At 60.8% G+C, this 21,158-nt stretch carries 16 protein-coding genes; 6 read left to right on the forward strand and 10 right to left on the reverse strand.

The features are described 5' to 3' along the window. Positions 1–51 precede the first annotated feature (51 nt). Both HU722_RS18215 and HU722_RS18220 read left to right on the forward strand, forming a co-directional pair. Positions 52–603, forward strand: a complete 552-nt coding sequence (locus HU722_RS18215; protein WP_065890747.1) for a dihydrofolate reductase family protein — start codon at positions 52–54, stop codon at positions 601–603. Positions 604–914: 311 nt separating this feature from the next. Further along, positions 915–1,250, forward strand: coding sequence for a DUF6124 family protein (locus HU722_RS18220; RefSeq protein ID WP_065873447.1), 336 nt, complete (start codon positions 915–917; stop codon positions 1,248–1,250). Positions 1,251–1,628: 378 nt separating this feature from the next. Here HU722_RS18220 and cysS read toward each other — a convergent pair whose 3' ends face one another. Then, positions 1,629–3,017 carry a cysteine--tRNA ligase gene (gene cysS / locus HU722_RS18225; protein WP_065890746.1) on the reverse strand — a complete coding sequence of 463 codons (1,389 nt, stop codon included), beginning with the start codon at positions 3,015–3,017 and terminating at the stop codon, positions 1,629–1,631. A gap of 37 nt (positions 3,018–3,054) precedes the next feature. After that, positions 3,055–4,755, reverse strand: a complete 1,701-nt coding sequence (locus HU722_RS18230) for a glutamine--tRNA ligase/YqeY domain fusion protein (RefSeq protein ID WP_065873449.1) — start codon at positions 4,753–4,755, stop codon at positions 3,055–3,057. 248 nt (positions 4,756–5,003) lie between these two features. Between HU722_RS18230 and HU722_RS18235 the strand changes: the two genes are divergently transcribed. Then, entirely contained in the window at positions 5,004–5,507 is a 504-nt protein-coding gene (locus HU722_RS18235) for a peptidylprolyl isomerase (RefSeq protein ID WP_065873450.1), read from the forward strand. Further along, positions 5,504–6,253, forward strand: coding sequence for a UDP-2,3-diacylglucosamine diphosphatase (gene lpxH, locus HU722_RS18240; protein ID WP_065890745.1), 750 nt, complete (start codon positions 5,504–5,506; stop codon positions 6,251–6,253). Before HU722_RS18235 ends, lpxH begins: the two co-directional genes overlap by 4 nt. Positions 6,254–6,344: 91 nt before the next feature. On the opposite strand, the gene HU722_RS18245 is transcribed toward lpxH, so the two are convergent. The 7 genes from HU722_RS18245 to HU722_RS18275 form a co-directional block, all read right to left on the reverse strand. After that, the gene (locus HU722_RS18245; RefSeq protein ID WP_065890744.1) at positions 6,345–7,874 is read right to left on the reverse strand and encodes a DHA2 family efflux MFS transporter permease subunit; all 1,530 of its coding nucleotides are present in this window, start codon (positions 7,872–7,874) and stop codon (positions 6,345–6,347) included. Then, positions 7,874–9,073 carry an HlyD family secretion protein gene (locus HU722_RS18250; protein WP_065890743.1) on the reverse strand — a complete coding sequence of 400 codons (1,200 nt, stop codon included), beginning with the start codon at positions 9,071–9,073 and terminating at the stop codon, positions 7,874–7,876. Before HU722_RS18250 ends, HU722_RS18245 begins: the two co-directional genes overlap by 1 nt. 15 nt (positions 9,074–9,088) lie before the next feature. Beyond that, positions 9,089–10,540 carry an efflux transporter outer membrane subunit gene (locus HU722_RS18255; RefSeq protein ID WP_186752813.1) on the reverse strand — a complete coding sequence of 484 codons (1,452 nt, stop codon included), beginning with the start codon at positions 10,538–10,540 and terminating at the stop codon, positions 9,089–9,091. After that, positions 10,537–11,010, reverse strand: coding sequence for a MarR family winged helix-turn-helix transcriptional regulator (locus HU722_RS18260; protein WP_065873455.1), 474 nt, complete (start codon positions 11,008–11,010; stop codon positions 10,537–10,539). Before HU722_RS18260 ends, HU722_RS18255 begins: the two co-directional genes overlap by 4 nt. Before the next feature lie 186 nt (positions 11,011–11,196). Continuing rightward, positions 11,197–14,868, reverse strand: coding sequence for a translocation/assembly module TamB domain-containing protein (locus tag HU722_RS18265; protein WP_065890742.1), 3,672 nt, complete (start codon positions 14,866–14,868; stop codon positions 11,197–11,199). Continuing rightward, on the reverse strand, positions 14,868–16,595 hold the full coding sequence (locus HU722_RS18270; protein WP_065890741.1) for an autotransporter assembly complex protein TamA: 1,728 nt from the start codon (positions 16,593–16,595) through the stop codon (positions 14,868–14,870). The genes HU722_RS18265 and HU722_RS18270 overlap by 1 nt, the downstream gene beginning before the upstream one ends. 64 nt (positions 16,596–16,659) lie before the next feature. Continuing rightward, positions 16,660–17,310 carry a GNAT family N-acetyltransferase gene (locus HU722_RS18275; protein WP_065873458.1) on the reverse strand — a complete coding sequence of 217 codons (651 nt, stop codon included), beginning with the start codon at positions 17,308–17,310 and terminating at the stop codon, positions 16,660–16,662. Positions 17,311–17,479: 169 nt separating this feature from the next. Here HU722_RS18275 and xthA point away from each other — a divergent pair, with 169 nt between their 5' ends. Next, entirely contained in the window at positions 17,480–18,292 is an 813-nt protein-coding gene (gene xthA / locus HU722_RS18280) for an exodeoxyribonuclease III (RefSeq protein WP_065873459.1), read from the forward strand. 127 nt (positions 18,293–18,419) lie between these two features. Continuing rightward, the gene (locus HU722_RS18285; RefSeq protein ID WP_065881823.1) at positions 18,420–19,751 is read left to right on the forward strand and encodes a substrate-binding domain-containing protein; all 1,332 of its coding nucleotides are present in this window, start codon (positions 18,420–18,422) and stop codon (positions 19,749–19,751) included. 131 nt (positions 19,752–19,882) lie between these two features. Here the strand turns inward: HU722_RS18285 and HU722_RS18290 are convergent, their stop codons facing one another. Next, complete coding sequence (locus HU722_RS18290; RefSeq protein ID WP_065873461.1) at positions 19,883–21,112, reverse strand: acyl-CoA dehydrogenase; 1,230 nt, start codon at positions 21,110–21,112, stop codon at positions 19,883–19,885. Positions 21,113–21,158: the final 46 nt, after the last annotated feature.

Below are 21,158 nucleotides of genomic sequence, written 5' to 3' on the forward strand. Positions count from 1 at the left end.
CGGATGTGTGCCGGGGACGTCTTTCGGACATCAGGAAAAGGAATTCCCATTATGGATATCAAGTGTTCCGTGTTTATCGCCGCGAGCGTTGACGGTTTTATCGCCCGGCCAGATGGCGATATCGAGTGGCTGCACCGGCCGGAATATGAGCTGGCAGCGTTGAACGGCCTGACGTATGAAAGCTACATCGCGACGGTTGATGCGCTGGTGATGGGCCGCAAAACCCTGGAAAAAGTCCTGTCGTTTGCGGAGTGGCCCTATGAGGGTATGCCGGTCATCGCCCTTTCTCACCAGGCCGTAGAAATCCCGACGTATTTGCAGGGCAAGGTCGAGGTGATGTCCCTGGACCCAATCGCGCTGGTGGCACAGTTAGCCGAACGCGGCATGAAGCATCTCTATATCGATGGTGGCCAAACGATCCAGGCGTTTCTAGACTCAGGGCTGATCAACGAGCTGATCATTACGCGTATTCCGGTGCTGCTGGGGCAAGGGATTCCATTTTTCAGCCAGGTCGGCAACGAGCATGATCTTCGCCATATCGGCACGTATGTGTCGGAGAATGGATTTGTTCAGAGTCGGTACGAAGTCACTGACAAGCGCTGATGCTCAGGCATCAGCTCCCGGAAATTTCCGACAGCGTTCTAAGGTTGCCCCTCGGAAGATGACGCCCTAATCTTCGGTGGTCGCTGAAAACTCAGCGACCGGGTTTCGCAGCCCGGTTAAACTCTAGACGCACAGCGTCCACCTCAAGATAGCGGGCGCTTTTTTATGCCTGATGTTATGGCGGCTGTGCGCGGGATACCTTCGGGTATGCCGGGTGCCTAGAGTCCCGGTCTGCGAACCTGCGTACAGCTGCCACCCCGGTATCGTTTCGCAGCGATGGGTGGTGGCTCCAATACTCTAGGAGCTTCGTCATGATCAAAGACAGTCCGAATCCGCCGTCAGACTCAGCCGCGTTTCATACTGCGGCTCATCGAGCAATCAACCACTATCTGAACCCACCTGAGAAACCAGAGCCTTCTACTGAGGACCATAGTTTATTTACCGTACGCGAAGGATTAGACGTCGAGACGCTGCTGGTCAACGCGTCGGAGGATCTTGCCTCGGTTCAAGCGCTGGCAAGCCATTTGGCTTTTGAGATCGACGGCAATCCTCGCAGCGTGGCCTTGGGAATGTGTCGGATGCTGGAGGGGATCCAGCTAATGGTGGATAAAACACTAAGCCTCAAAGACCATCCAACTCACACATAAATCTGAAATTGAAGAGTTCGCAAAGTGGGCACGGTAAAAAATGTGGGAGCTGGCTTGCCTGCGATAGCGGTGGGTCAGTAAACATCTTCGGTGACTGACACTCCCTCATTGCAGCATAAGTATCTACACATCTTCAAAGTGAAATTGCGTAGCAGCTGTCGAGCCCTGGCGAGGCTGCGTCAGGGGTGTGTCAGACAGCCCGCAAACGCAGCCTCGCCGGGGCTCGACAGCTGCTACGCAGAGGGCTCCCTCAAGATGTGTAGATACCTATGCTCATCGCAGGCAAGCCAGCTCCCACAGTGGATCGAGTGAAACGTTAAACAGTGTGCAAAAAAACGCCCCGAACCAGTCGGGGCGTTTTTGTTCAGCGTTTACCGATCAGGCCTGATCAGCCAACCGCCACGTCGTCCCACCCTTGCCGTCTTCCAACACCACACCCATCGCGGTCAGTTGGTCACGGATACGATCGGATTCCGCCCAGTCCTTATTGGCCCGCGCAGACAAACGCGCCTGGATCAGCGCATCCACTTCAGCCGCATCCACACGCCCTTCGGCGCCGGCTTGCAGGAAGTCATCGGCTTCCATCTGCAACACGCCCAGCACGCTGGCCAGCTCTTTCAAGCGAGCAGCGAGGCCCGCCGCTGCATCGAGATCACTCTCGCGCAGGCGGTTGATCTCACGCACCATCTCGAACAGCACCGCGCAGGCTTCCGGTGTGCCGAAGTCGTCGTTCATGACTTCGGTAAACCGTGCCACGAACGCTTCGCCGCCGGCAGGTGCCACGGATGGCAAGCCTTTCAACGCATGGTAGAAACGTTCCAGGGCGCCTTTGGCATCCTTGAGGTTGTCTTCCGAGTAGTTGATGGCGCTGCGGTAATGGCTCGACACCAGCAGGTAACGCACGACTTCCGGGTGGTACTTTTCCAGCACGTCGCGAATGGTGAAGAAGTTGTTCAAGGACTTGGACATCTTCTCGCCATTGATGCGGATCATGCCGCAGTGCATCCAGGCGTTGGCGTAGGTCTTGCCGGTGGCGGCTTCGCTCTGGGCGATTTCGTTTTCGTGGTGCGGGAACTCGAGGTCGCTGCCGCCGCCATGAATGTCGAAAGTTTCGCCAAGGCAGCAGGTGGACATCACCGAGCATTCGATGTGCCAGCCCGGACGCCCGGCGCCCCACGGCGACTCCCAGCTCGGCTCGCCGGGCTTGGTGCCTTTCCACAGCACGAAGTCGAGCGGGTCTTGCTTGGCTTCGTCGACTTCGATGCGGGCGCCAATGCGCAGGTCTTCGATTTTCTTGCGCGACAACTTGCCGTAGCCCATGAATTTGGCGACGCGGTAGTACACGTCGCCATTGCCTGGGGCGTAGGCGTAACCCTTGTCGATCAGGGTCTGGATCATCGCGTGCATGCCCGGAATGTGGTCCGTGGCGCGCGGCTCCATGTCCGGCTTGAGGATGTTGAGGCGCGCCTCATCCTCGTGCATCGCGGCGATCATGCGCTCGGTCAGCGCGTCGAACGACTCGCCGTTTTCATTGGCGCGGTTGATGATCTTGTCGTCGATGTCGGTGATGTTGCGCACGTACGTCAAGTCGTAGCCGCTGAAACGCAACCAGCGGGTCACCAGGTCGAAGGCAACCATGCTGCGGCCGTGGCCGATGTGGCAGTAGTCGTACACGGTCATGCCGCACACGTACATGCGCACCTTGTTGCCATCCAGCGGTTTGAAGACTTCTTTGGTCTTGCTGAGTGTGTTGTAGATCGTTAGCACGACATTTCCTTCTTTCTACGCAAAGCCGCCAAAGGCTTCACTGGCCCCACGAATCACGCAAAGTCACGGTACGGTTGAATACCGGATGACCGGGTTTCGAGTCCTTGATATCCGCGCAGAAGTAACCTTCGCGCTCGAACTGGAAACGGTCTTCCGGCTGTGCGTCGCCAAGCGATGGCTCGGCACGACAACCCGTAAGGACTTGCAGGGAGTCAGGGTTGATGTTGTCGAGGAAACTCGCGCTGTCTTCGGCCTTTTCAGGGTTCGGCGAGCGGAACAGACGATCGTACAAGCGCACTTCGCACTCGATGCTGGCAGCCGCAGGCACCCAGTGGACCACGCCCTTGACCTTGCGGCCTTCAGGGTTCTTGCCGAGGGTTTCCGGGTCGTACGAGCAACGCAGTTCGACGATGTTGCCATCGGCGTCCTTGATCGCTTCATCGGCACGGATCACGTAGCTGCCACGCAGGCGCACTTCGCCGTTTGGCTCCAGGCGCTTGTAGCCTTTTGGCGGTTCTTCCATGAAGTCATCGCGGTCGATGTAGATTTCACGGGCGAACGGCAGCTTGCGCACGCCGAGTTCTTCTTTTTGCGGATGACGCGGCAGTTCGAGGTGCTCGACTTTGTCTTCCGGGTAGTTGGTGATCACGACTTTCAACGGACGCAGCACGCACATGGCGCGCGGGGCGTTCGCGTCGAGGTCCTGGCGGATGCTGAATTCGAGCATGCCGAAGTCAACCACGCCGTCGGAACGGTTGGTGCCGACCATGTCGCAGAAGTTGCGGATCGACGCAGGCGTGTAGCCACGACGGCGGAAGCCCGACAGCGTCGACATGCGCGGGTCATCCCAGCCATGCACGTGCTTTTCATCGACCAGTTGCTTGAGCTTGCGCTTGCTGGTGATGGTGTAGTTCAGGTTCAGGCGGCTGAATTCGTACTGACGCGGGTGCGCCGGTACCGGCAGGCTGTCGAGGAACCACTCATACAATGGGCGATGGCTTTCGAACTCCAGGGTGCAGATGGAGTGGGTGATGCCTTCGATGGCGTCGGACTGACCGTGGGTGAAGTCGTAGTTGGGGTAGATGCACCACTTGTCACCGGTCTGGTGGTGATGGGCATGGCGGATGCGGTACATGATCGGGTCGCGCAGGTTCATGTTCGGCGAGGCCATGTCGATCTTGGCACGCAGTACGCGAGCGCCGTCCGGGAACTCACCGGCGCGCATGCGGGCGAACCAGTCGAGGTTCTCTTCCACCGAACGGTCGCGGAACGGGCTGTTCTTGCCCGGTTCGGTCAGGGTGCCACGGTATTCCTTGGCTTGCTCCGGGGTCAGGTCGTCAACGTAGGCCTTGCCGGCCTTGATCAGCTCGACCGCCCAGTCAAACAACTGGTCGAAATACTTGGACGCATAGCGCACTTCACCGGACCACTCGAAACCCAGCCACTTGATGTCGCTTTCGATGGCGTCGATGTATTCCTGGTCTTCCTTGGCCGGGTTGGTGTCGTCGAAACGCAGGTGCGTGACGCCACCGAACTCCTGGGCCAGGCCGAAGTTCACACAGATCGACTTGGCGTGACCGATGTGCAGGTAGCCGTTGGGCTCTGGCGGGAAGCGGGTGACGATCTGCGTGTGCTTGCCCGAATCCAGGTCCGCCTGGATGATCGGGCGCAGGAAATTGACCGGGACGGCAGGTCCGGCCTTGGCATTCGAGGTAGGGTCGACAGTGGGCTTGCTCATAGGATCCTTGAACAGACAAGTACGTGGCCGGGCTAGGCCGACAAAACAAAGGCGATATCATAGCCGATGCTGTCAAGCACCTGACAGAGAAGCACTGAAAACGGCTGCATTTATTGCATAGGCGGTAAAAAACCACCTCGAAATTCCTGCAAGGCACGCTAAACTGCGCGTCTTGGCCGCAATTTCGCCATACCGGTCGTGGTGCCCAGGCACCCAAACCCACGAATTCCCTGAAAAGAGTAGTGAACATGACTCAAGTCAAACTGACCACCAACCACGGTGACATCGTCATCGAGCTGAACGCCGAGAAAGCCCCGATCACGGTCGCCAACTTCATCGAGTACGTTAAAGCCGGCCACTACGAAAACACCGTTTTCCACCGTGTCATCGGCAACTTCATGGTCCAGGGCGGCGGTTTCGAACCTGGCATGAAAGAAAAGAAAGACAAGCGCCCAAGCATCCAGAACGAAGCGGACAACGGCCTTTCCAACGACAAGTACACCGTCGCCATGGCCCGTACCATGGAGCCGCATTCGGCCTCCGCGCAGTTCTTCATCAACGTGGCCGACAACGCGTTCCTGAACCACAGCGGCAAGAACGTGCAGGGCTGGGGCTACGCGGTATTCGGCAAAGTGACCGAAGGCCAGGACGTCGTTGACAAGATCAAAGGCGTGCAGACCACCAGCAAAGCAGGTCACCAGGACGTGCCGGTAGAAGACGTTATCGTCGAGAAAGCCGAGATCGTTGGGTGATATTGCTGATTTCAGACTTGCATCTGGAAGAGGAGCGCCCGGACATCACCCGGGCGTTTCTGGATCTGCTCAATGGCCGCGCCCGTGGCGCCCAGGCGTTGTACATTCTGGGGGACTTCTTTGAAGCCTGGATTGGCGACGATGGGATGACACCGTTCCAGCGCTCGATTTGCGCGGCTCTACGCGAGCTAAGCGACAGCGGCACCCCGATTTTTATCATGCATGGCAATCGCGACTTCCTGATCGGCAAGGCGTTCTGCACAGCAGCCGGTGCCACCTTGCTCAAGGACCCGAGTGTCGTGCAGCTCCATGGCGAACCTGTGCTGTTGATGCACGGCGACAGCCTGTGCACCCGCGACGTCGGCTATATGAAGCTGCGGCGCATCCTGCGTAACCCGATTGTGCTGTTTATCCTGCGCCACCTGCCGTTGCGCACCCGGCACAAGCTGGCGCGCAAGCTGCGCAGTGAAAGCCGTGCGCAGACGCGCATGAAGGCCAACGATATTGTGGATGTGACGCCCGAAGAAGTGCCGCGGGTGATGCAGCAATTTGGCGTGCGCACCCTGGTCCACGGCCATACTCACCGCCCCGCCATTCACAAGTTGCAGATTGGTGAACAGGCGGCCAAGCGTATTGTGCTGGGGGATTGGGATAAGCAAGGGTGGGCGTTGCAGGTGGATGAGCACGGGTTTCAATTGGCGGCGTTTGATTTTGTGAACCCGCAATTGGCGTTGCCCGGCGCCTGAACCGACTGTACCTGGCTGGCTTTTTGTAGTGAGCGAGCTTGCCTCGCGCGGGGCAAGCCCGCTCACTACAAAAGCATGGGCAGCCTCCGAACTAGTGGCCTGAGGCTTCCGGCCCAGCCTTGGCGCCAAACGGCGGCTTGGCCAACCACACCAGCAACATCAACCCCATGAACATCCACCCCAGCAACGTGAAGTAATCCACGGTGGACATCATGTACGCCTGGCTGGTGAGGATCTGGTCCAGTTGCGCATACGCCTTGTGACCTGCCCCACCCAGCGACTGCAACGCATCGCGGGTCGCCGAGTCGTAGGTGGTCATGTTTTCGCTCATGTACGCATGGTGCTGGTCCGCCCGGCGAATCCAGATCCAGGTGGTCAGCGAGGCCGCAAAGCTGCCGCCCAGGGTCCGCAGGAACGTCGCCAGGCCCGCACCGTCGGCAATCTGGTTGGGCGGCAGGTCGGACATCAGGATGCTCAAGGTCGGCATGAAGAACAGCGCCACGCCGATGCCCATGAACAGCTGCACCATCGCGATGTGCGTGAAGTCCACCTCATTGGTGAAACCCGCACGCATAAAGCAGCTCAAGCCAATCGCCAGGAACGCCAGGCCTGCCAGCAGGCGCAGGTCGAACTTGTGCGCGTATTTGCCGACAAACGGCGACATCAGCACCGGCAGGATGCCGATCGGCGCGACCGCCAGGCCCGCCCACGTGGCCGTGTAGCCCATCTGGGTCTGCAACCATTGCGGCAGGATCAGGTTGATGCCGAAGAAGCCTGCGTAACCTAGGATCAACACGATGGTGCCGATGCGGAAGTTGCGGTAGGCGAACAGCCGCAGATTCACCACCGGGTGCTTGTCGGTCATCTCCCAGATGATGAACACCGCCAGGGCAATCACCGAAATCGCGGCACCAATGATGATGAAGTTGGATTCAAACCAATCCAGGTCATTGCCCTTGTCGAGGATGATCTGCAAGGCGCCAACCCCCACGATCAGGCTTAGCAACCCCACGTAGTCCATGGGTTGGTAGCTGGTCTCCACCGGGCGTTTCTTCAGTTGCGAACGCACCACCATCACCGCAAAGATGCCGATGGGCACGTTGATAAAGAAGATCCACGGCCAGCTGTAGCTGTCGGTGATCCAGCCGCCGAGGATGGGACCGGCAATCGGCGCCACCACCGTGACCATCGCCAATAACGCCAGGGCCATGCCGCGCCTGGCCGGCGGGTAGACGGCGATCAGCAAGGTCTGGGTCATGGGGTACAACGGCCCCGCGACCAACCCCTGCAGCACCCGAAAACCGATCAGCTCGGGCATCGAGGTGGAAATACCACAGAGGAACGACGCCAGCACAAACAGCATCGTCGCCCACAAAAACAGCTTCACCTCGCCAAACCGGCGGCTCAGCCAACCGGTGAGTGGCAACGCGATGGCGTTGCTCACCGCAAACGAGGTGATGACCCAGGTGCCCTGCTCCGAACTCACGCCGAGGTTGCCGGAAATAGTCGGCAGCGCCACGTTGGCGATGGTGGTGTCGAGCACCTGCATAAAGGTCGCCAGCGACAGGCCAATAGTGGCCATCAACAGGCTGGGTGGCGTGAAGGAGGCGTTATTGCTCATCAGCGTTGCGCAGCCTTGGGCGCGGCGGTGCTGTTGTCATGGATCAACTGGTTGATCATGGCGTCCGCCTCGGCCAATTGGCGGTCATACACATTGGTGGTGAACGACGCCTTTTGCGGCGCCTGTTGCGCCAGGACCGGGCCGCTCTGGTCGTGCAGGTCCACATTGACCACGGTGCTCAAGCCCACGCGCAGCGGGTGTTTGGCCAACTCGTCGGCGTTGATGTGGATGCGCACCGGCACCCGTTGCACGATCTTGATCCAGTTACCGGTGGCGTTCTGCGCCGGCAGCAGGGCAAATGCGCTGCCGGTACCGGCGCCAAGGCTGTCCACGGTACCACTGTACTTTACGTCACTGCCGTAAATGTCCGACTCGATGTCCACCGGCTGGCCAATGCGCATATCGCGCAGTTGGGTTTCCTTGAAGTTGGCGTCGATCCACAGCTGGTTGAGTGGGATCACCGCCATCAACGCCGTGCCGGGTTGTACGCGCTGGCCCAGTTGCACGGTGCGCTTGGCCACGTAGCCGGTGACCGGGGCAATCAGGGTGCTGCGTGCATTGGTCAGGTACGCCTGGCGCAATTGCGCGGCGGCGGCCTGCACGTCCGGGTGGGACGAGATCACGGTGTCATCCACCAGCGCGTTGCTGGTCTTGAGTTGCTGCTCAAGGTTGGTCAGGGCGTTTTTCGCCGCCGTCAGGCTGTCACGGGCGTGGGACAGTTCTTCCTGGGAAATCGCCCCGCCCTGGGCCAGGGTTTTACGGCGGTTGAAGTTGTCCTGGGCCGTTTGCACATCGGCTTTCTGCGCATTGACCTGGGCCTTCATGCCGTCGACGTTGCTGTACAAACCACGCACCTGACGCACCGTGCGGGCCAGGTTTGCCTGGGCGCTTTGCAGGCCGACGGCCGCATCGTTCGGGTCGAAGTTGATCAGCACCTGGCCTTCATGGACCAAATCGCCATCGTCGGCGCCGATGCTCACCACGGTACCGGTCACCAGCGGGGTGATTTCCACCACGTTGCCGTTCACATAGGCGTCGTCGGTGCTTTCGTTGAAGCGGCCGTAGAGCTCATACCAGCCCCACACGCCGACGATACCGAGGATGACGATCAGTGCCAGGCCGATCAGCATCACTTTGCGTTTGCGTGGGTTGTTGTCCTTGGGTTGTTCAGTTGCGGTGTTGCTGTCGGCAGTGGCCATGACAAATACCTCAAATTATTCCGAGCGTGTGGCTGGGGTGGTCGCGGCCACATTGTTGGCGTCGTATCCGCCACCCAGGGCCTGCATCAATTGAATCGACAGATCGATCTGCGCAGCATTCAGGCTCGCCAACTGACGCTGGGCCTGCAGCAACTGCTGCTCGATGCTGAGCACATCCAGGTAGTTACCGATGCCGGAGCTGTAGCGTTGAACGCCGGTGTCGTAGGACTGCTGGGCAATGTCCGCGGCGTGTTGCTGGGCCTGGATCTGCCGGCCGGTGTCGCGCAGTTGCGAAAGGGTGTTGCCGATATCACCGAGGGCTTGCACCAGGGTTTTGTTGTACTGGGCCACGGCCAGGTCGTAGTCGGCGTCGCGGGCATCGAGGTCGGCGCGCAGGCGGCCGCCGTCGAAGATCGGCAGCGAGATCGTCGGCGCGATATTGAAGAAGCGGCTGGCCGAACCAAACATCGCGTCCCCCAGCAACGACTCGGCCCCGGCGCTCGCGCTCAGGTTGAGGTTGGGGTAGAAGCGGGTTTTGCTCGCGTCAATATTCTTGCCCGCCGCCTCGACACGCCAGCGCGCGGCGATCAGGTCCGGGCGACGGCCCAGCAGTTCAGCCGGCAGCACTGAAGGCACGGCGACTGCGCTGGGCTTCAGCACGTTGGGACGAGCCAGCTCGTTGCCACGGTCCGGGCCTTTGCCGAGCAACACCGCCAGGGCGATTTTTGCGCTCTGCAGTTGTTTTTCCGCATCGATCAGTTGCGACTGGGAGCTGGCTTCCAGGCTTTCGGTTTGTTGGTACTGGTACTGGCTGTCAATGCCCGAGTCCAGGCGGCGTTTGCTCAGGTCAAGCATCTGCCGGGTGCGTTTGAGGTCGTCATTGGCCAGGTCACGCACGATATGCGCCTGGCCCAAGTCGCTGTAGGCCTTGGCGACGTTGGCGGCCAGGGTCAGGCGCGCGGCCTGTTGATCAACCTGGGCGGCGCGTGCCTCGCCCAGCGCGGCTTCCCAGGCAGCGCGCTGGCCGCCCCAGAGGTCGAAGTTGTAGTTGAAGCTGGCGCCGATGTTGCGCACGGTCGAATAGGCATCGCCTTCGCCGCGCGGGTCCTGGTCTTTGGCCAGGCGCGAGCGGCTCACACCGGCGCTGGCATCCAGGGTCGGCATGCGCTCGGCATTGGCGGCGTAGGCGGCGGCTTCGGCCTGATGGGCACGGGCGCTGGCGACTTGCATGTCGGGGCTGTTTTGCAGGGCTTCCTGGATCAGGCCGTCGAGCTGCGGGTCGCCAAGGCTTTTCCACCAGTCGGCGCTGGGCCAGGCGGCACTCGACAAGGCCACGCCACTCAAGGACTTGCAGGTTTGCAGGGTATTGGCGTCAAGGCGCTTGCCCTGGGTGTCGAGGCCGCTGTAATTGGCGCAACCGGCCATGCTCATGGCCACCAGCACCAGGCAAAGGGCGCGTGTGTTCATTGGTTACCTACCCGCTGGATAGTGATCGGATCACCTGCAGCTATCAGAATTTTCTTGAGGATCTTTTCCAGGGTTTCCAACTCACCCGGCTCCAGTGCGCCGGCCAACTGGTTCAACGCATCGGCGCCGATGAACGGCAGCATGTCTGCCAGGCGCTGGCCGTCCGGGGTGAGCACCAGCTGCACTTGGCGTCGATCCAGCTCTGAACGCTTGCGGCCCAGGAGCCCCTTCTGCTCCAGGCGGTCGAGCATGCGCGTCATTGAACCGCTGTCCAGAGACAGGTGGCGGCACAGCTCAGCCGGGGTGTCGACGCCGAACTGAGCCATGATGATCAACACCTTGAACTGCGCGGCGGTGATGCCGTGGGGTTCCATGTGGGTGTCGATGATGCGGTCTTTGAGGATTGCGGCACGCCCAAGCAAAAGCCCGAGGTGGCAGTTGTGGAAGTTATCCGGGGTGAAGTGTTTCATCGGAAGTCACCTTATTACTGCCTAGGCAGTGAATGTGTGACGAGATATTACTGCTTAGGCAGCGAATGTCAAATGGAATAGTTAGCTTGCTTTGTAATTTCGCGACGAGTGGTTTGGAAGGCAGACGCAATGTGGGAGCCAGCGCCCACATAAGCCAGCTCCCACCGTTTTGAACAGTGCCGGGTTTTAGAAATCGCGTTTGTAGAAGATATCCAACGAACTGGCCACACCACTCGCCACCTCCAGGTACACCTTCTTGCTCAACAAATAGCGCAAGGCGATGGTACTGGCCGGTTCGAACACCCCTACCCCGTAACGCAGGCTGAGCTTTTCGGTGATTTTGCCGCTGGCGACCACGGCGGTGTTGTTGCCGCTGCCCTGGGTATCCAGGTCGAAATCCTGGATGCCCAACTTGGTGGCAAGGTCCGAGGTCACCCCGGCGCTGCCCATCAACCCCAGGCCCAACGCCGCCTGGGCAAGCATGTTGTTGTCTTCACCGGTGGAGCTCAGCGGACGGCCCAGCACCAGGTAGGACAGCGCCTGTTCCTGGCTCATGGCCGGTTCGGAGAAGATTTGCGTGGTGGGCTGCTCGGCGCTGCCGCTCAGGCGGATACCGGCGATGACATCGTCGGTCTTGCGGATCGCTTCGACATCGAGGTACGGCTGGTCCAACGGACCGGCGAACAGCAGCCGTGCACGCCGCACATCGAGCCGCTGCCCGTAGGCGCGGTAGCGGCCATCGTTGAGCCACAGCTCGCCACGGGTATCGAGGTTGTCGCCGATGTGCACCTGGCCCTGCACCTTGGCGGTGAGGCCAAAGCCCGAGAAGTTGAGCTTGTCTTCACCCACCACCACGTTGATGTCCATGGCCATCGCCATCGGCGGCTTGCCCTCTTCGGTCTGGCTGCCCACGATCACGGTGTCATCCGAGACCTTCACGGTGGACGGTGGCAACTCGCGCACGATGATATCGCCTCGCGGGATGTGCACGTTGCCGGCGACGGCGAGCTTGTCATTCTTGAGGGTGATTTTCAGGTCGGGCGCCACTTCCAGCACGGCATAAGGTTCAACCGTGACCGGTAACTGCGAGCCTTGCAGGCTGAGGTCCACCACCAGGGCCTGGCCCCAGTCGATCTGCCCTTTGAGGCTGCCCTGCCCGGCTTTGCCGCTGCGCCAGCCGCCGTTGAGCTGCACGCTTTCACCGGCGATCAGCGCCTGCACGTTCAGGCCTTCCAGACTAATGGGCAGTTCCGGACCGGAAATCTCACCGCCCACCAGGTTCACGCTGCCGTTGACCAGAGGTGCCAACAAGCCACCGGAGATGCGCCCGTTGCCATTGAGCTTGCCGCTGAGGGTTTCCACCATCGGCACAAACGGCCGCGCCACCGCGAGGTCCAGGCCGGCAAGGGTGAACGTGCCCGTGATCGGTTTGTTCTTCGGCAACGGGTTGATCTGCGCTTGCACCATCAGCTCGCCGAGCTTGCCGCCACGGAAGTCCAGCTGGGTGTCGATACGCTTGGGGTTGAGCGTGGTTTCCAGCTTCAGCGTGTCATAGGGGAAATCCAGCCACTGGTCCTTGTCCTTGACGCGCAAGGTGCCACCGCTGGCGTCAACCGAAACCACGCCTTTGGGGCCGCTGTCCGGCAGATCGAGCTGCAGGTCGGCGTTGAGCTTGCCCTTCCAGGCGAAATCCTTGGGCAAAAACGCCGCCAGGCTGTCGATGGGAAATTGCTTGAGGTGGTAGCGCAACTTTGGCTCGGGCATCAGCCGCTGGTCTTCGCCGCACAGGCTGGCAGGGCCGGAGACCCAGCAGTGTGCGGCAAACGTCAGCTTGCCATCGGCCATGCGTTCGATCTTCGCTGGTGCTTGCAGCTTCCAGTCCTGGCCGCCCGCTTGCACATCACCACTGGCGAGGCGCCCGCGCCAATTGCTTTTGTCGAGGTTGCCATCCAACGCCAGGGCCAGCTTGACCAAGGGGCCGGCCAGGTCCAGTTGGACCTTCTGGTTCTTGATATCGCCCTGGGCGCTGGCAGTCAGGGTGCCGACCTGAGTGTCACCGCTTTGAATGCCGCTGCCCTTGAGGTCGATCCTGGCGCGCTGGGCGTTATCGAGGCTGGCGTCGAGGGTAAGACTTTGCAGGCGATTGTCGGCGAACGCCAATTGCTGGCCTTTGAGGCCGAGCTTGCCTTGGGGGGCCTTGAGGCTGCCGGCCACGTCGAGTCGGCCATTAACCTGCCCGCGCAACTGCGGCCACAGCTGGGCCAGGCGCGCCAGCTTGATATCGATCTGCCCAGCCAGGCGTTGTTGCAGGCTGCCGCTGCCGTTGATGCGGTTGTCGCCCAGGCGGATATCCAGGTTGGCCAGGGTCCACTGCTCGCCCGCGCCTTCGGCCTTGGCCGCCAGCACGGCAGTTTGCCCGCGCAGGCGACCCTTGAGGTCGAGGTCGGCATTCAGCTTGAGCTGCTCGTTCTTGAACTCGCCCTTGCTGCGCAGGGGGCCGGCCAGGGTGCCGGGCAGTTCAGCAACCCAGTACGCCGGGTTCAGGGCCGACAGGTCGAGCGCGGTGTCCCAGGCGATGCCGTCAGCGAATTGCAGGTTCAAGTGGCCTTCGGCCTTGCCTTGGCCGGCGGTGAGTTTCAGCTCGGGCAGGAAGACTTGCTTGAGGTCGCCACTGAACGGCGTGACCACATTGAACTTGCCCGCCGGGCCGTCGAGGTCGGCCTTGAGGTTGCCCAGGTAGTTACCGTCTTTGTAGGAGACCTCACCATTAAAGGTACGCAGTGCGACTTGCGGCTCGTCGATAACCGGATAGAGACGATGCCAAGGGAAGTCCAGCCAGTCGATCCTGGCGTCGGCGCTGAAGCCTTGTTGCCAATCCAGTTGGGCCGTCAGCTTGAGGCTTTGCTTGTCTCCGGCATTCAGGTCCAGGCCGGCGATCTGCGCGCCCTTGGCGTCAACCCGGCCTTGCAGCAGCACATCCACCGGGCCTTTTTCCGCAGGGAGCACGGCCTTGCCCAACAATTGGTAGCCGCGCTTCAAGTCACCTTTAGCGGTGAGATCGAGTTTGTTGAGTTGCAAGGTGTCCGGTAGATCGGCGCTGGGCTTGAAACCGTCGGCGGTGATGTGCAATTGGGCCGGGAGGTTTTCTGCCAAGGGTTGCAGTTCGCCCGTGAGCTTGGCTGGCAGATAGCCGCTGCTGTCTGCATCAAGCTTGAGCGTCTTTAACAAATCCCCATCAATCTTCAACGCCACCGCCCAAGGTGCACCACCTGGCGCATACGGCAGGCTTACATTCCCAGTCGCGGTCAGCGGCCAATCGCCGGTGGGTTGCAGCAAGCCGGCCAAGTCCAGTACCAGATCATCGCGTTGCAGGTGCACAGAGTCGATCTGCAGGCCGGCAGCCGTCCAATGCGCCGCCAATTGCAGGCCCTTGAGTTCTTCGCTGCCGTTGAACAGCAGGCGACCGACGCGAACGTCGCCCAACTGGATCGCTACCGGCAGTTTCAGGTCGGGTAACTGGATCGGACCGCTGCTTTCCTCAGTGCCCGGCGGAAATTGCAGGCTGACCTGGTCCACGTCCAACCGATTGATGCACACCGTCATGCGCAACAGGCAGGCGGGCGACCAATCCACGGTCGGTGCCTGGAGTTCGACGCGGCTGCTGTCTTGCTGCCACAGCAGGTGGTCGGCGCTCCACTGGTCGCCCAAATGCCCCTGGAAATTCTCTACGCTCAAACCCGGTACGCGGGCCAACGCCCAGCGGCTGCCGGCCTGGGTGCCGAGTAACGCCCACAGCGCCAATAACAGCACGGCGAGGATGGCAACCACGGCCAGCCCCGCTATTTTCACACCACGCATCACAGCTCAGGCCCCATGGAAAAGTGCAATCGAACGCCGCCCGGATCTTCGAGGGCGTGGGCCAGGTCAAGGCGGATCGGGCCGACCGGCGAGACCCAGCGGATACCGACGCCGACGCCGGTTTTCAGGCTGGGCAGGTCCAGGGAATTGAACGAGTTGCCTTGGTCGATAAACGTCGCGATCCGCCATTTCTCGGCGATGGAATATTGATACTCGGCGCTGAGGGCAACCATGTAGCGGCCACCGATGCGGTCGCCGCGGTCGTTCTCGGGCGACAGCGTCTGGTACTCATAACCGCGCACGCTCTGGTCACCACCGGCAAAAAAGCGCAACGACGGCGGCACCGATTTGTAACCGTTGGTGGCACTGCCGCCGACCTGGGCGCGGGCCAGAAAGCGGTGGTTGTCCCACAAGGTGGTCAGGCCCTTGACCATGGCCGTGCCGTAAAGCAGGTTGGTGTCGGAGCCCAAGCCCTCTTTGGCGACCTTGGTGTCGAATTGCAGGCGGTAGCCGTGGTGCGGGTCAATGCGGTTGTCGCTGCGCAGGTAGGAGTAGCTGATCCCCGGCATCACCATGTTACTCAAGCCGGAGTCGTTGCCCAGGCGATATTCTTCACGCTGATACTTGAGCGAGATCACCCGGGTCCAGCCGCTGGGCAACTTGCTATGCCACTCGGGGCCAAGGGTGAGCAATTTACTCACGGTGTCGGTGTTGGCGATTTCTTCGTTCTGATAGCCACCGGCGAAGCGCAGTTTGTCGGTGAGCGGGGGGTCGAGCGGAATGTCGTACCACAGGCCGACGTTCTGTCGCGGCGCCGACAGCTCGGCTTCCCAGCCATAGCTATGGCCCTGGGGGTTGACCCAGTGACGGGTCCAGTTGGCTTTGCCGCGCGGGCCAACGTCGGTGGAAAAACCAAGGCCCAGCCCCATGGTGCGGGGCTTGCGGGTCTCCAGGCGCACAGCCACCGGGATGATGTCATCCGTCGAGGCGGCCGGCGCAGCGTCCACGCGCACGCCTTCGAAAAAGCCGCTGGCTTGCAGGTTCTGGTTGAGTTCGGCGATCAATTCGGAATCGTAGGGCGTGCCGCTTTTGAACGGCACCATGCGTTGCAGCAGCTCTTCGTCAAACGGCGTGTCGCCGGCAAAGCTCACCTTGCCCAAGGTGTAGCGCGGGCCGCTGTCATAGATGAGTTCGATATCGGCGACGCCCGCCTGCGGGTCCACCGACAGCTTCTGTTTGGTAAAACGCCCGCTGAAGAAACCGTAGCGCGAGGCCTGGTTCTGGATCAGCCGCTTGGCATCTTCGTAATGGCCGTGGTTGAGCACGGCGCCGGATTTGAGGTCGTCGCTGACGGGCACGCGAAAGGCCTTGAGGTCTGCGGCTTGGCCGTCGACCCGTATGGTCACGTCTCGCAAATGCACCGGCTCGCCGGGGTCGATGGTGAGGATCAGGCGCGGGTTCTTGCCGCCCTTCACATCACTTTCGATCTGTGGCTGATAGAAGCCCAGGGCCTGGGCTGCTTTTCGCGCCTGCTCCTCGGCGCCACGGCTGAACCGCAGCAAGGCCTCTTCATCACGATCGCCCACCCCGCCGATGTAGCCTTCGATGTTGGCTTTCAACGCATCGTTTGAGGGCTTGATCCGCACGTCCAGTTCGCTTTGCGCCAACGCGCCGCAGCTTGTGAACAGCAGAATCAAGCCGCTGGTAAATCTTCCTGGAAACTTCATAGGCGCGGATGCTACACGAGCTGGAGAGCACTTTAGAACTCGGAAAATTCTGAAAAATTCTGCATCAAGCCGTTGCAGCATGTGACGACTGCGGGTTGGGATGAAAAAACACGTGCTCCACGACAGGTCCTACAGCGACTTCACCGATCTCTTCATACCCCTGGCGCTTATAGAAATCCAAGTAGCGCGAATTGCCGGTGTCCAGCACCACACCGGATGAGTGCGGGTCGTCGGCACACCAGTTGTGCACCGCCTCAAGCAACTGCTCGCCGTAGTGTTTGCCCTGGAATTGCGGGTGAATACCCAGCAGCGGCAGCACATGCACCGACTCACTTGGCAGGCACGCCAGCACCGCATGGTGGTAGTCGAGGTAACGCCGCGTGCCGCGCACGCCGGTGCTCAGCCACATACGGATTTGCCAGGCCCAGCTCTCGGTAATCCCCAGGCGCCGCTGCGGGGGAGCGATCAGGGCGATGCCGATGAGCCGGTCATTGACGAACAGGCCGATGGCCGGAAGCTTCTGGAAGAAATGCTGCTTGACCAGTTCGCGCACGGTGGCGCGCACTCGCTGCTCATAACCTGAACGTTCCGCTTCAAAGATATAGGCAAATGTTGGCTCATGCCGATAGGCCTGGTACAGCAGGGAACGGGCCTCACGGGAATAGCCGCTGTTGAGCAAGCGGATTTCGCCAATGGCGGTCGAAGTGTCTGGCATACAGTGAATCTCCCTGGGCACCGCTCAGAAGGCGGCGTTCTTATGGGTACGAACCCACGCAGCACGAGTCGTTCCCAGACATTAGCAGCGCAACTGCCCTACCGCCACGCTGGCCCCCGTCCGACTTGTCGGCTAGCATCGCCCTTTTGCCAGGACTGGACTGCCGACCATGAAAATCGTCTCCTTCAATATCAACGGGCTGCGCGCCCGCCCTCATCAGCTGGCGGCGCTGATCGAGAAGCACCAGCCGGATGTGATCGGCCTGCAGGAAACCAAAGTCCACGACGACCAGTTCCCGTTGGCCGAAGTGCAAGCTCTTGGCTATCACGTGTACTACCACGGGCAAAAAGGCCATTACGGTGTGGCGCTGCTCTCGCGCCTGCCGGCGTTGAGCCTGCACAAGGGTTTTGCCACCGACGAAGAAGACGCCCAGCGCCGGTTTATCTGGGGCACCTTCGCCGACGAAAACGGCCAACCGGTCACCATCATGAATGGCTACTTCCCTCAAGGCGAAAGCCGCGACCACCCGACCAAGTTCCCGGCCAAGCAACGCTTCTATGAAGACTTGCAACAGTTGCTGGAAAGCCAGTTCCGCAATGACCAGGCGCTGGTAGTGATGGGCGACGTGAATATTTCCCCGGAAGACTGCGACATCGGCATCGGCGCCGACAACGCCAAGCGCTGGCTCAAGACCGGCAAGTGCAGTTTCCTGCCCGAAGAACGCGAATGGATGGCCCGCCTGAAGAACTGGGGCCTGGTCGACAGCTTCCGCCACCTCAACCCGGACGTGGCCGACCGCTTCAGCTGGTTCGACTACCGCAGCCGTGGGTTTGAAGATGAGCCCAAGCGCGGGCTGCGCATCGACGTGATCCTGGCGTCCAATGGCTTGCTGCCAAGGGTCAAGGATGCGGGCGTGGATTACGATCTGCGCGGGCTGGAGAAGCCGTCCGACCATGCGCCGATCTGGCTTGAATTGAGCTGACACCCCCCTTCAACGTGGGAGCTGGCTTGCCTGCTCCCACAACTGGACCCCTGGCTTATCAGTCATATTTCTGCAACCGGCCTGACTTATTCTCGCGGCACTCCCTTTGGCTTAAGAAGGTGCCGGCATGATGCTGCGCGTTCTGTTTCTGCTGGCACTCTTTCCTCTCTACGCTGCTTCCGCCCCCCTACCCGCTCCCGATCAAGGCCCTGCATTACGCATCCAGGGTTCCAATACCATTGGCGCGGCGCTGGGGCCCGCGCTGGCCAAGGGGTTGATGGAACATCAGGGCCTGCAGGCGGTGCGCATTGAACCGGCGCAAGGTGCCAATGAACAGCGCGTGACCGGCAAGACGCGCCAAGGCAAGACCGTGTCGATCGAGGTCGCTGCCCACGGCTCCAGCACCGGTTTCATGGCGCTGAAAAAAGCCACGGCCGACCTGGCAGCCTCGTCCCGTCCGATCAAGGACAGCGAACTGGTCGACCTCGAACCCCTCGGCGACCTGAAAAGCCCCGAAGCCGAACAGGTGATCGCCATCGACGGGCTGGCCATCATCCTCAACCCGCGAAACCCGTTGAACACCCTGAATACCGAGCAACTGGCGCAGATCTTCAATGGCGAAATCAGCACGTGGGAAGCATTAGGCGGCATCGGCGGGCCGATTCATTTGTATGCGCGCGATGATCAGTCCGGCACCTACGACACCTTCAAGGAACTGGTGCTGCGCTTGCGTGGCAAGCCGCTCGGCGCAGGTGCCAAACGCTTCGAGTCCAGCGAACAGCTGTCCGACGCGGTCAGCCAGGACCCTCAGGGCATCGGTTTTATCGGCCTGCCTTATGTGCGTCAGGCGAAGGCGGTGGCGATTGTGGATGGCGACTCGCACCCCATGTTGCCGCTGAACAGCCTGATTGCCACCGAGGATTACCCGCTGTCGCGACGGTTGTTTTTCTACCTGCCGCCATCGGGTCATAACCCGTGGGCCAAGGCACTGGTGGACTTTACCCAGAGCAGCAAGGGCCAGGCGATTGTGGCGGCCAACGGGTTTATCGCGCAGCAGGTACAGGCGATCGCCGTCGAGCCGCGCGCGTCGATGCCCGAGGACTATCAGGCCATCGCGCGTGACGCTCAGCGTTTGACCGTGAATTTTCGCTTCGAAGAAGGCAGTGCCAGCCTGGACAACAAGGCGCGCCAGGATTTGCAACGGGTGGTGGCGTATCTGAAAAGCCACGACAAGCTGGATAAGCAGGTGACATTGGTGGGGTTTGGTGATGCCAAGAATGACCCGCAACGGGCGGCGTTGTTATCTAAGTTGAGGGCGATGGCGGTGCGTCGGGAGCTGGTGAAGAACGGTGTGGTATTGCGCGATATTCGTGGGTTTGGGGCACAGATGCCGGTGGCCGCAAATACGGCGGATGAAGGCAGGATCAAGAATCGGCGGGTGGAGGTTTGGGTGTACTGAACCTTGGGTTTTGGGTTGTTCAGACTGGCCTCATCGCGGGCAAGCCCGGCTCCCACATTAGACCGTGTTCTCCTTAAAAACTCGGTCTAATGTGGGAGCCGGGCTTGCTCGCGAATGCAGGCGACGCGGTGTTACTGCCCGCTGCGCATCAACTCTTTAGGCACATACTTGCCAATCTCAAACTTGCCAATCGCGGCGCGGTGCACTTCATCCGGCCCATCCGCCAATCGCAGCGTACGTTGCATGGCGTACATATAGGCCAGCGGGAAGTCGTTGGAGACGCCCGCGCCGCCGTGGATCTGGATCGCACGGTCAATCACCTTCAATGCCACATTCGGCGCGACCACTTTGATCTGGGCGATTTCACTTTTCGCGACCTTGTTGCCCACAGTGTCCATCATGTACGCCGCCTTCAAGGTCAGCAGGCGCGCCATGTCGATCTCCATGCGTGAGTCGGCGATCTTGTCGATATTGCCGCCCAAACGGGCCAGCGGCTTGCCGAACGCGGTGCGGCTGACGGAGCGTTTGCACATCAACTCCAGTGCACGCTCAGCCATGCCGACGGAGCGCATGCAGTGGTGGATACGGCCTGGGCCAAGGCGGCCTTGGGCAATCTCAAAACCACGGCCTTCGCCGAGCAGCACGTTTTCATAGGGCACGCGCACATTGTCGAACAGCACTTCAGCATGCCCATGGGGCGCGTCGTCGTAGCCGAACACTGGCAGCGGGCGCACGATCTTCACGCCGGGGGTGTCCACCGGCACCAGGATCATCGAGTGCTGCTGATGGCGCGGCGCATCCGGGTTGCTCAGGCCCATGAAGATCAGGATCTTGCAGCGCGGGTCGCAGGCGCCGGAGGTCCACCATTTCTTGCCGTTGATCACCCATTCGTCGCCCTGGCGCTCGGCGCGGGCAGCCATGTTGGTGGCGTCCGAAGACGCTACGTCCGGTTCGGTCATGGCGAAGGCTGAGCGAATTTCACCACGCAGCAGCGGCGCCAACCAGCGTTGTTTTTGCGCTTCGTTGGCGTAGCGCACCAACACTTCCATATTGCCGGTATCAGGGGCGGAGCAGTTGAACGGCTCCGGGCCCAACAGTGAGCGACCCATGATTTCGGCCAGCGGCGCGTATTCAAGGTTGGTGAGGCCAGCGCCCAGTTCGGATTCCGGCAGGAACAGGTTCCACAGGCCTTCGGCTTTGGCGCGGGCTTTCAGCTCTTCCATGATTGCCGTGGGCTGCCAGCGATCACCTTCGCTGACCTGGCGTTCGAACACCGGCTCGGCCGGGTAAACGTAAGCATCCATGAATGCAGTGACGCGTTCACGCAGTTCCTGAACCTTGGGCGAATAGGCGAAATCCATGAGCAGCTCCCTTCTCTGAGAGGTTGTTTAGGTCATGCAATCGATG

The organism is Pseudomonas tritici, from assembly GCF_014268275.3.
Classification (GTDB): domain Bacteria; phylum Pseudomonadota; class Gammaproteobacteria; order Pseudomonadales; family Pseudomonadaceae; genus Aquipseudomonas; species Aquipseudomonas tritici.

Bases quoted from the DNA above. Each gene is read 5' to 3' on its own strand.
- HU722_RS18215 (WP_065890747.1), top strand. From the start codon at position 52: ATGGATATCAAGTGTTCCGTGTTTATCGCCGCGAGCGTTGACGGTTTT.
- HU722_RS18220 (WP_065873447.1), top strand. From the start codon at position 915: ATGATCAAAGACAGTCCGAATCCGCCGTCAGACTCAGCCGCGTTTCAT.
- HU722_RS18230 (WP_065873449.1), bottom strand. From the start codon at position 4,755: ATGAGCAAGCCCACTGTCGACCCTACCTCGAATGCCAAGGCCGGACCT.
- HU722_RS18235 (WP_065873450.1), top strand. From the start codon at position 5,004: ATGACTCAAGTCAAACTGACCACCAACCACGGTGACATCGTCATCGAG.
- HU722_RS18245 (WP_065890744.1), bottom strand. From the start codon at position 7,874: ATGAGCAATAACGCCTCCTTCACGCCACCCAGCCTGTTGATGGCCACT.
- HU722_RS18250 (WP_065890743.1), bottom strand. From the start codon at position 9,073: ATGGCCACTGCCGACAGCAACACCGCAACTGAACAACCCAAGGACAAC.
- HU722_RS18255 (WP_186752813.1), bottom strand. From the start codon at position 10,540: ATGAACACACGCGCCCTTTGCCTGGTGCTGGTGGCCATGAGCATGGCC.
- HU722_RS18260 (WP_065873455.1), bottom strand. From the start codon at position 11,010: ATGAAACACTTCACCCCGGATAACTTCCACAACTGCCACCTCGGGCTT.
- HU722_RS18265 (WP_065890742.1), bottom strand. From the start codon at position 14,868: ATGCGTGGTGTGAAAATAGCGGGGCTGGCCGTGGTTGCCATCCTCGCC.
- HU722_RS18270 (WP_065890741.1), bottom strand. From the start codon at position 16,595: ATGAAGTTTCCAGGAAGATTTACCAGCGGCTTGATTCTGCTGTTCACA.
- HU722_RS18275 (WP_065873458.1), bottom strand. From the start codon at position 17,310: ATGCCAGACACTTCGACCGCCATTGGCGAAATCCGCTTGCTCAACAGC.
- xthA (WP_065873459.1), top strand. From the start codon at position 17,480: ATGAAAATCGTCTCCTTCAATATCAACGGGCTGCGCGCCCGCCCTCAT.
- HU722_RS18285 (WP_065881823.1), top strand. From the start codon at position 18,420: ATGATGCTGCGCGTTCTGTTTCTGCTGGCACTCTTTCCTCTCTACGCT.
- HU722_RS18290 (WP_065873461.1), bottom strand. From the start codon at position 21,112: ATGGATTTCGCCTATTCGCCCAAGGTTCAGGAACTGCGTGAACGCGTC.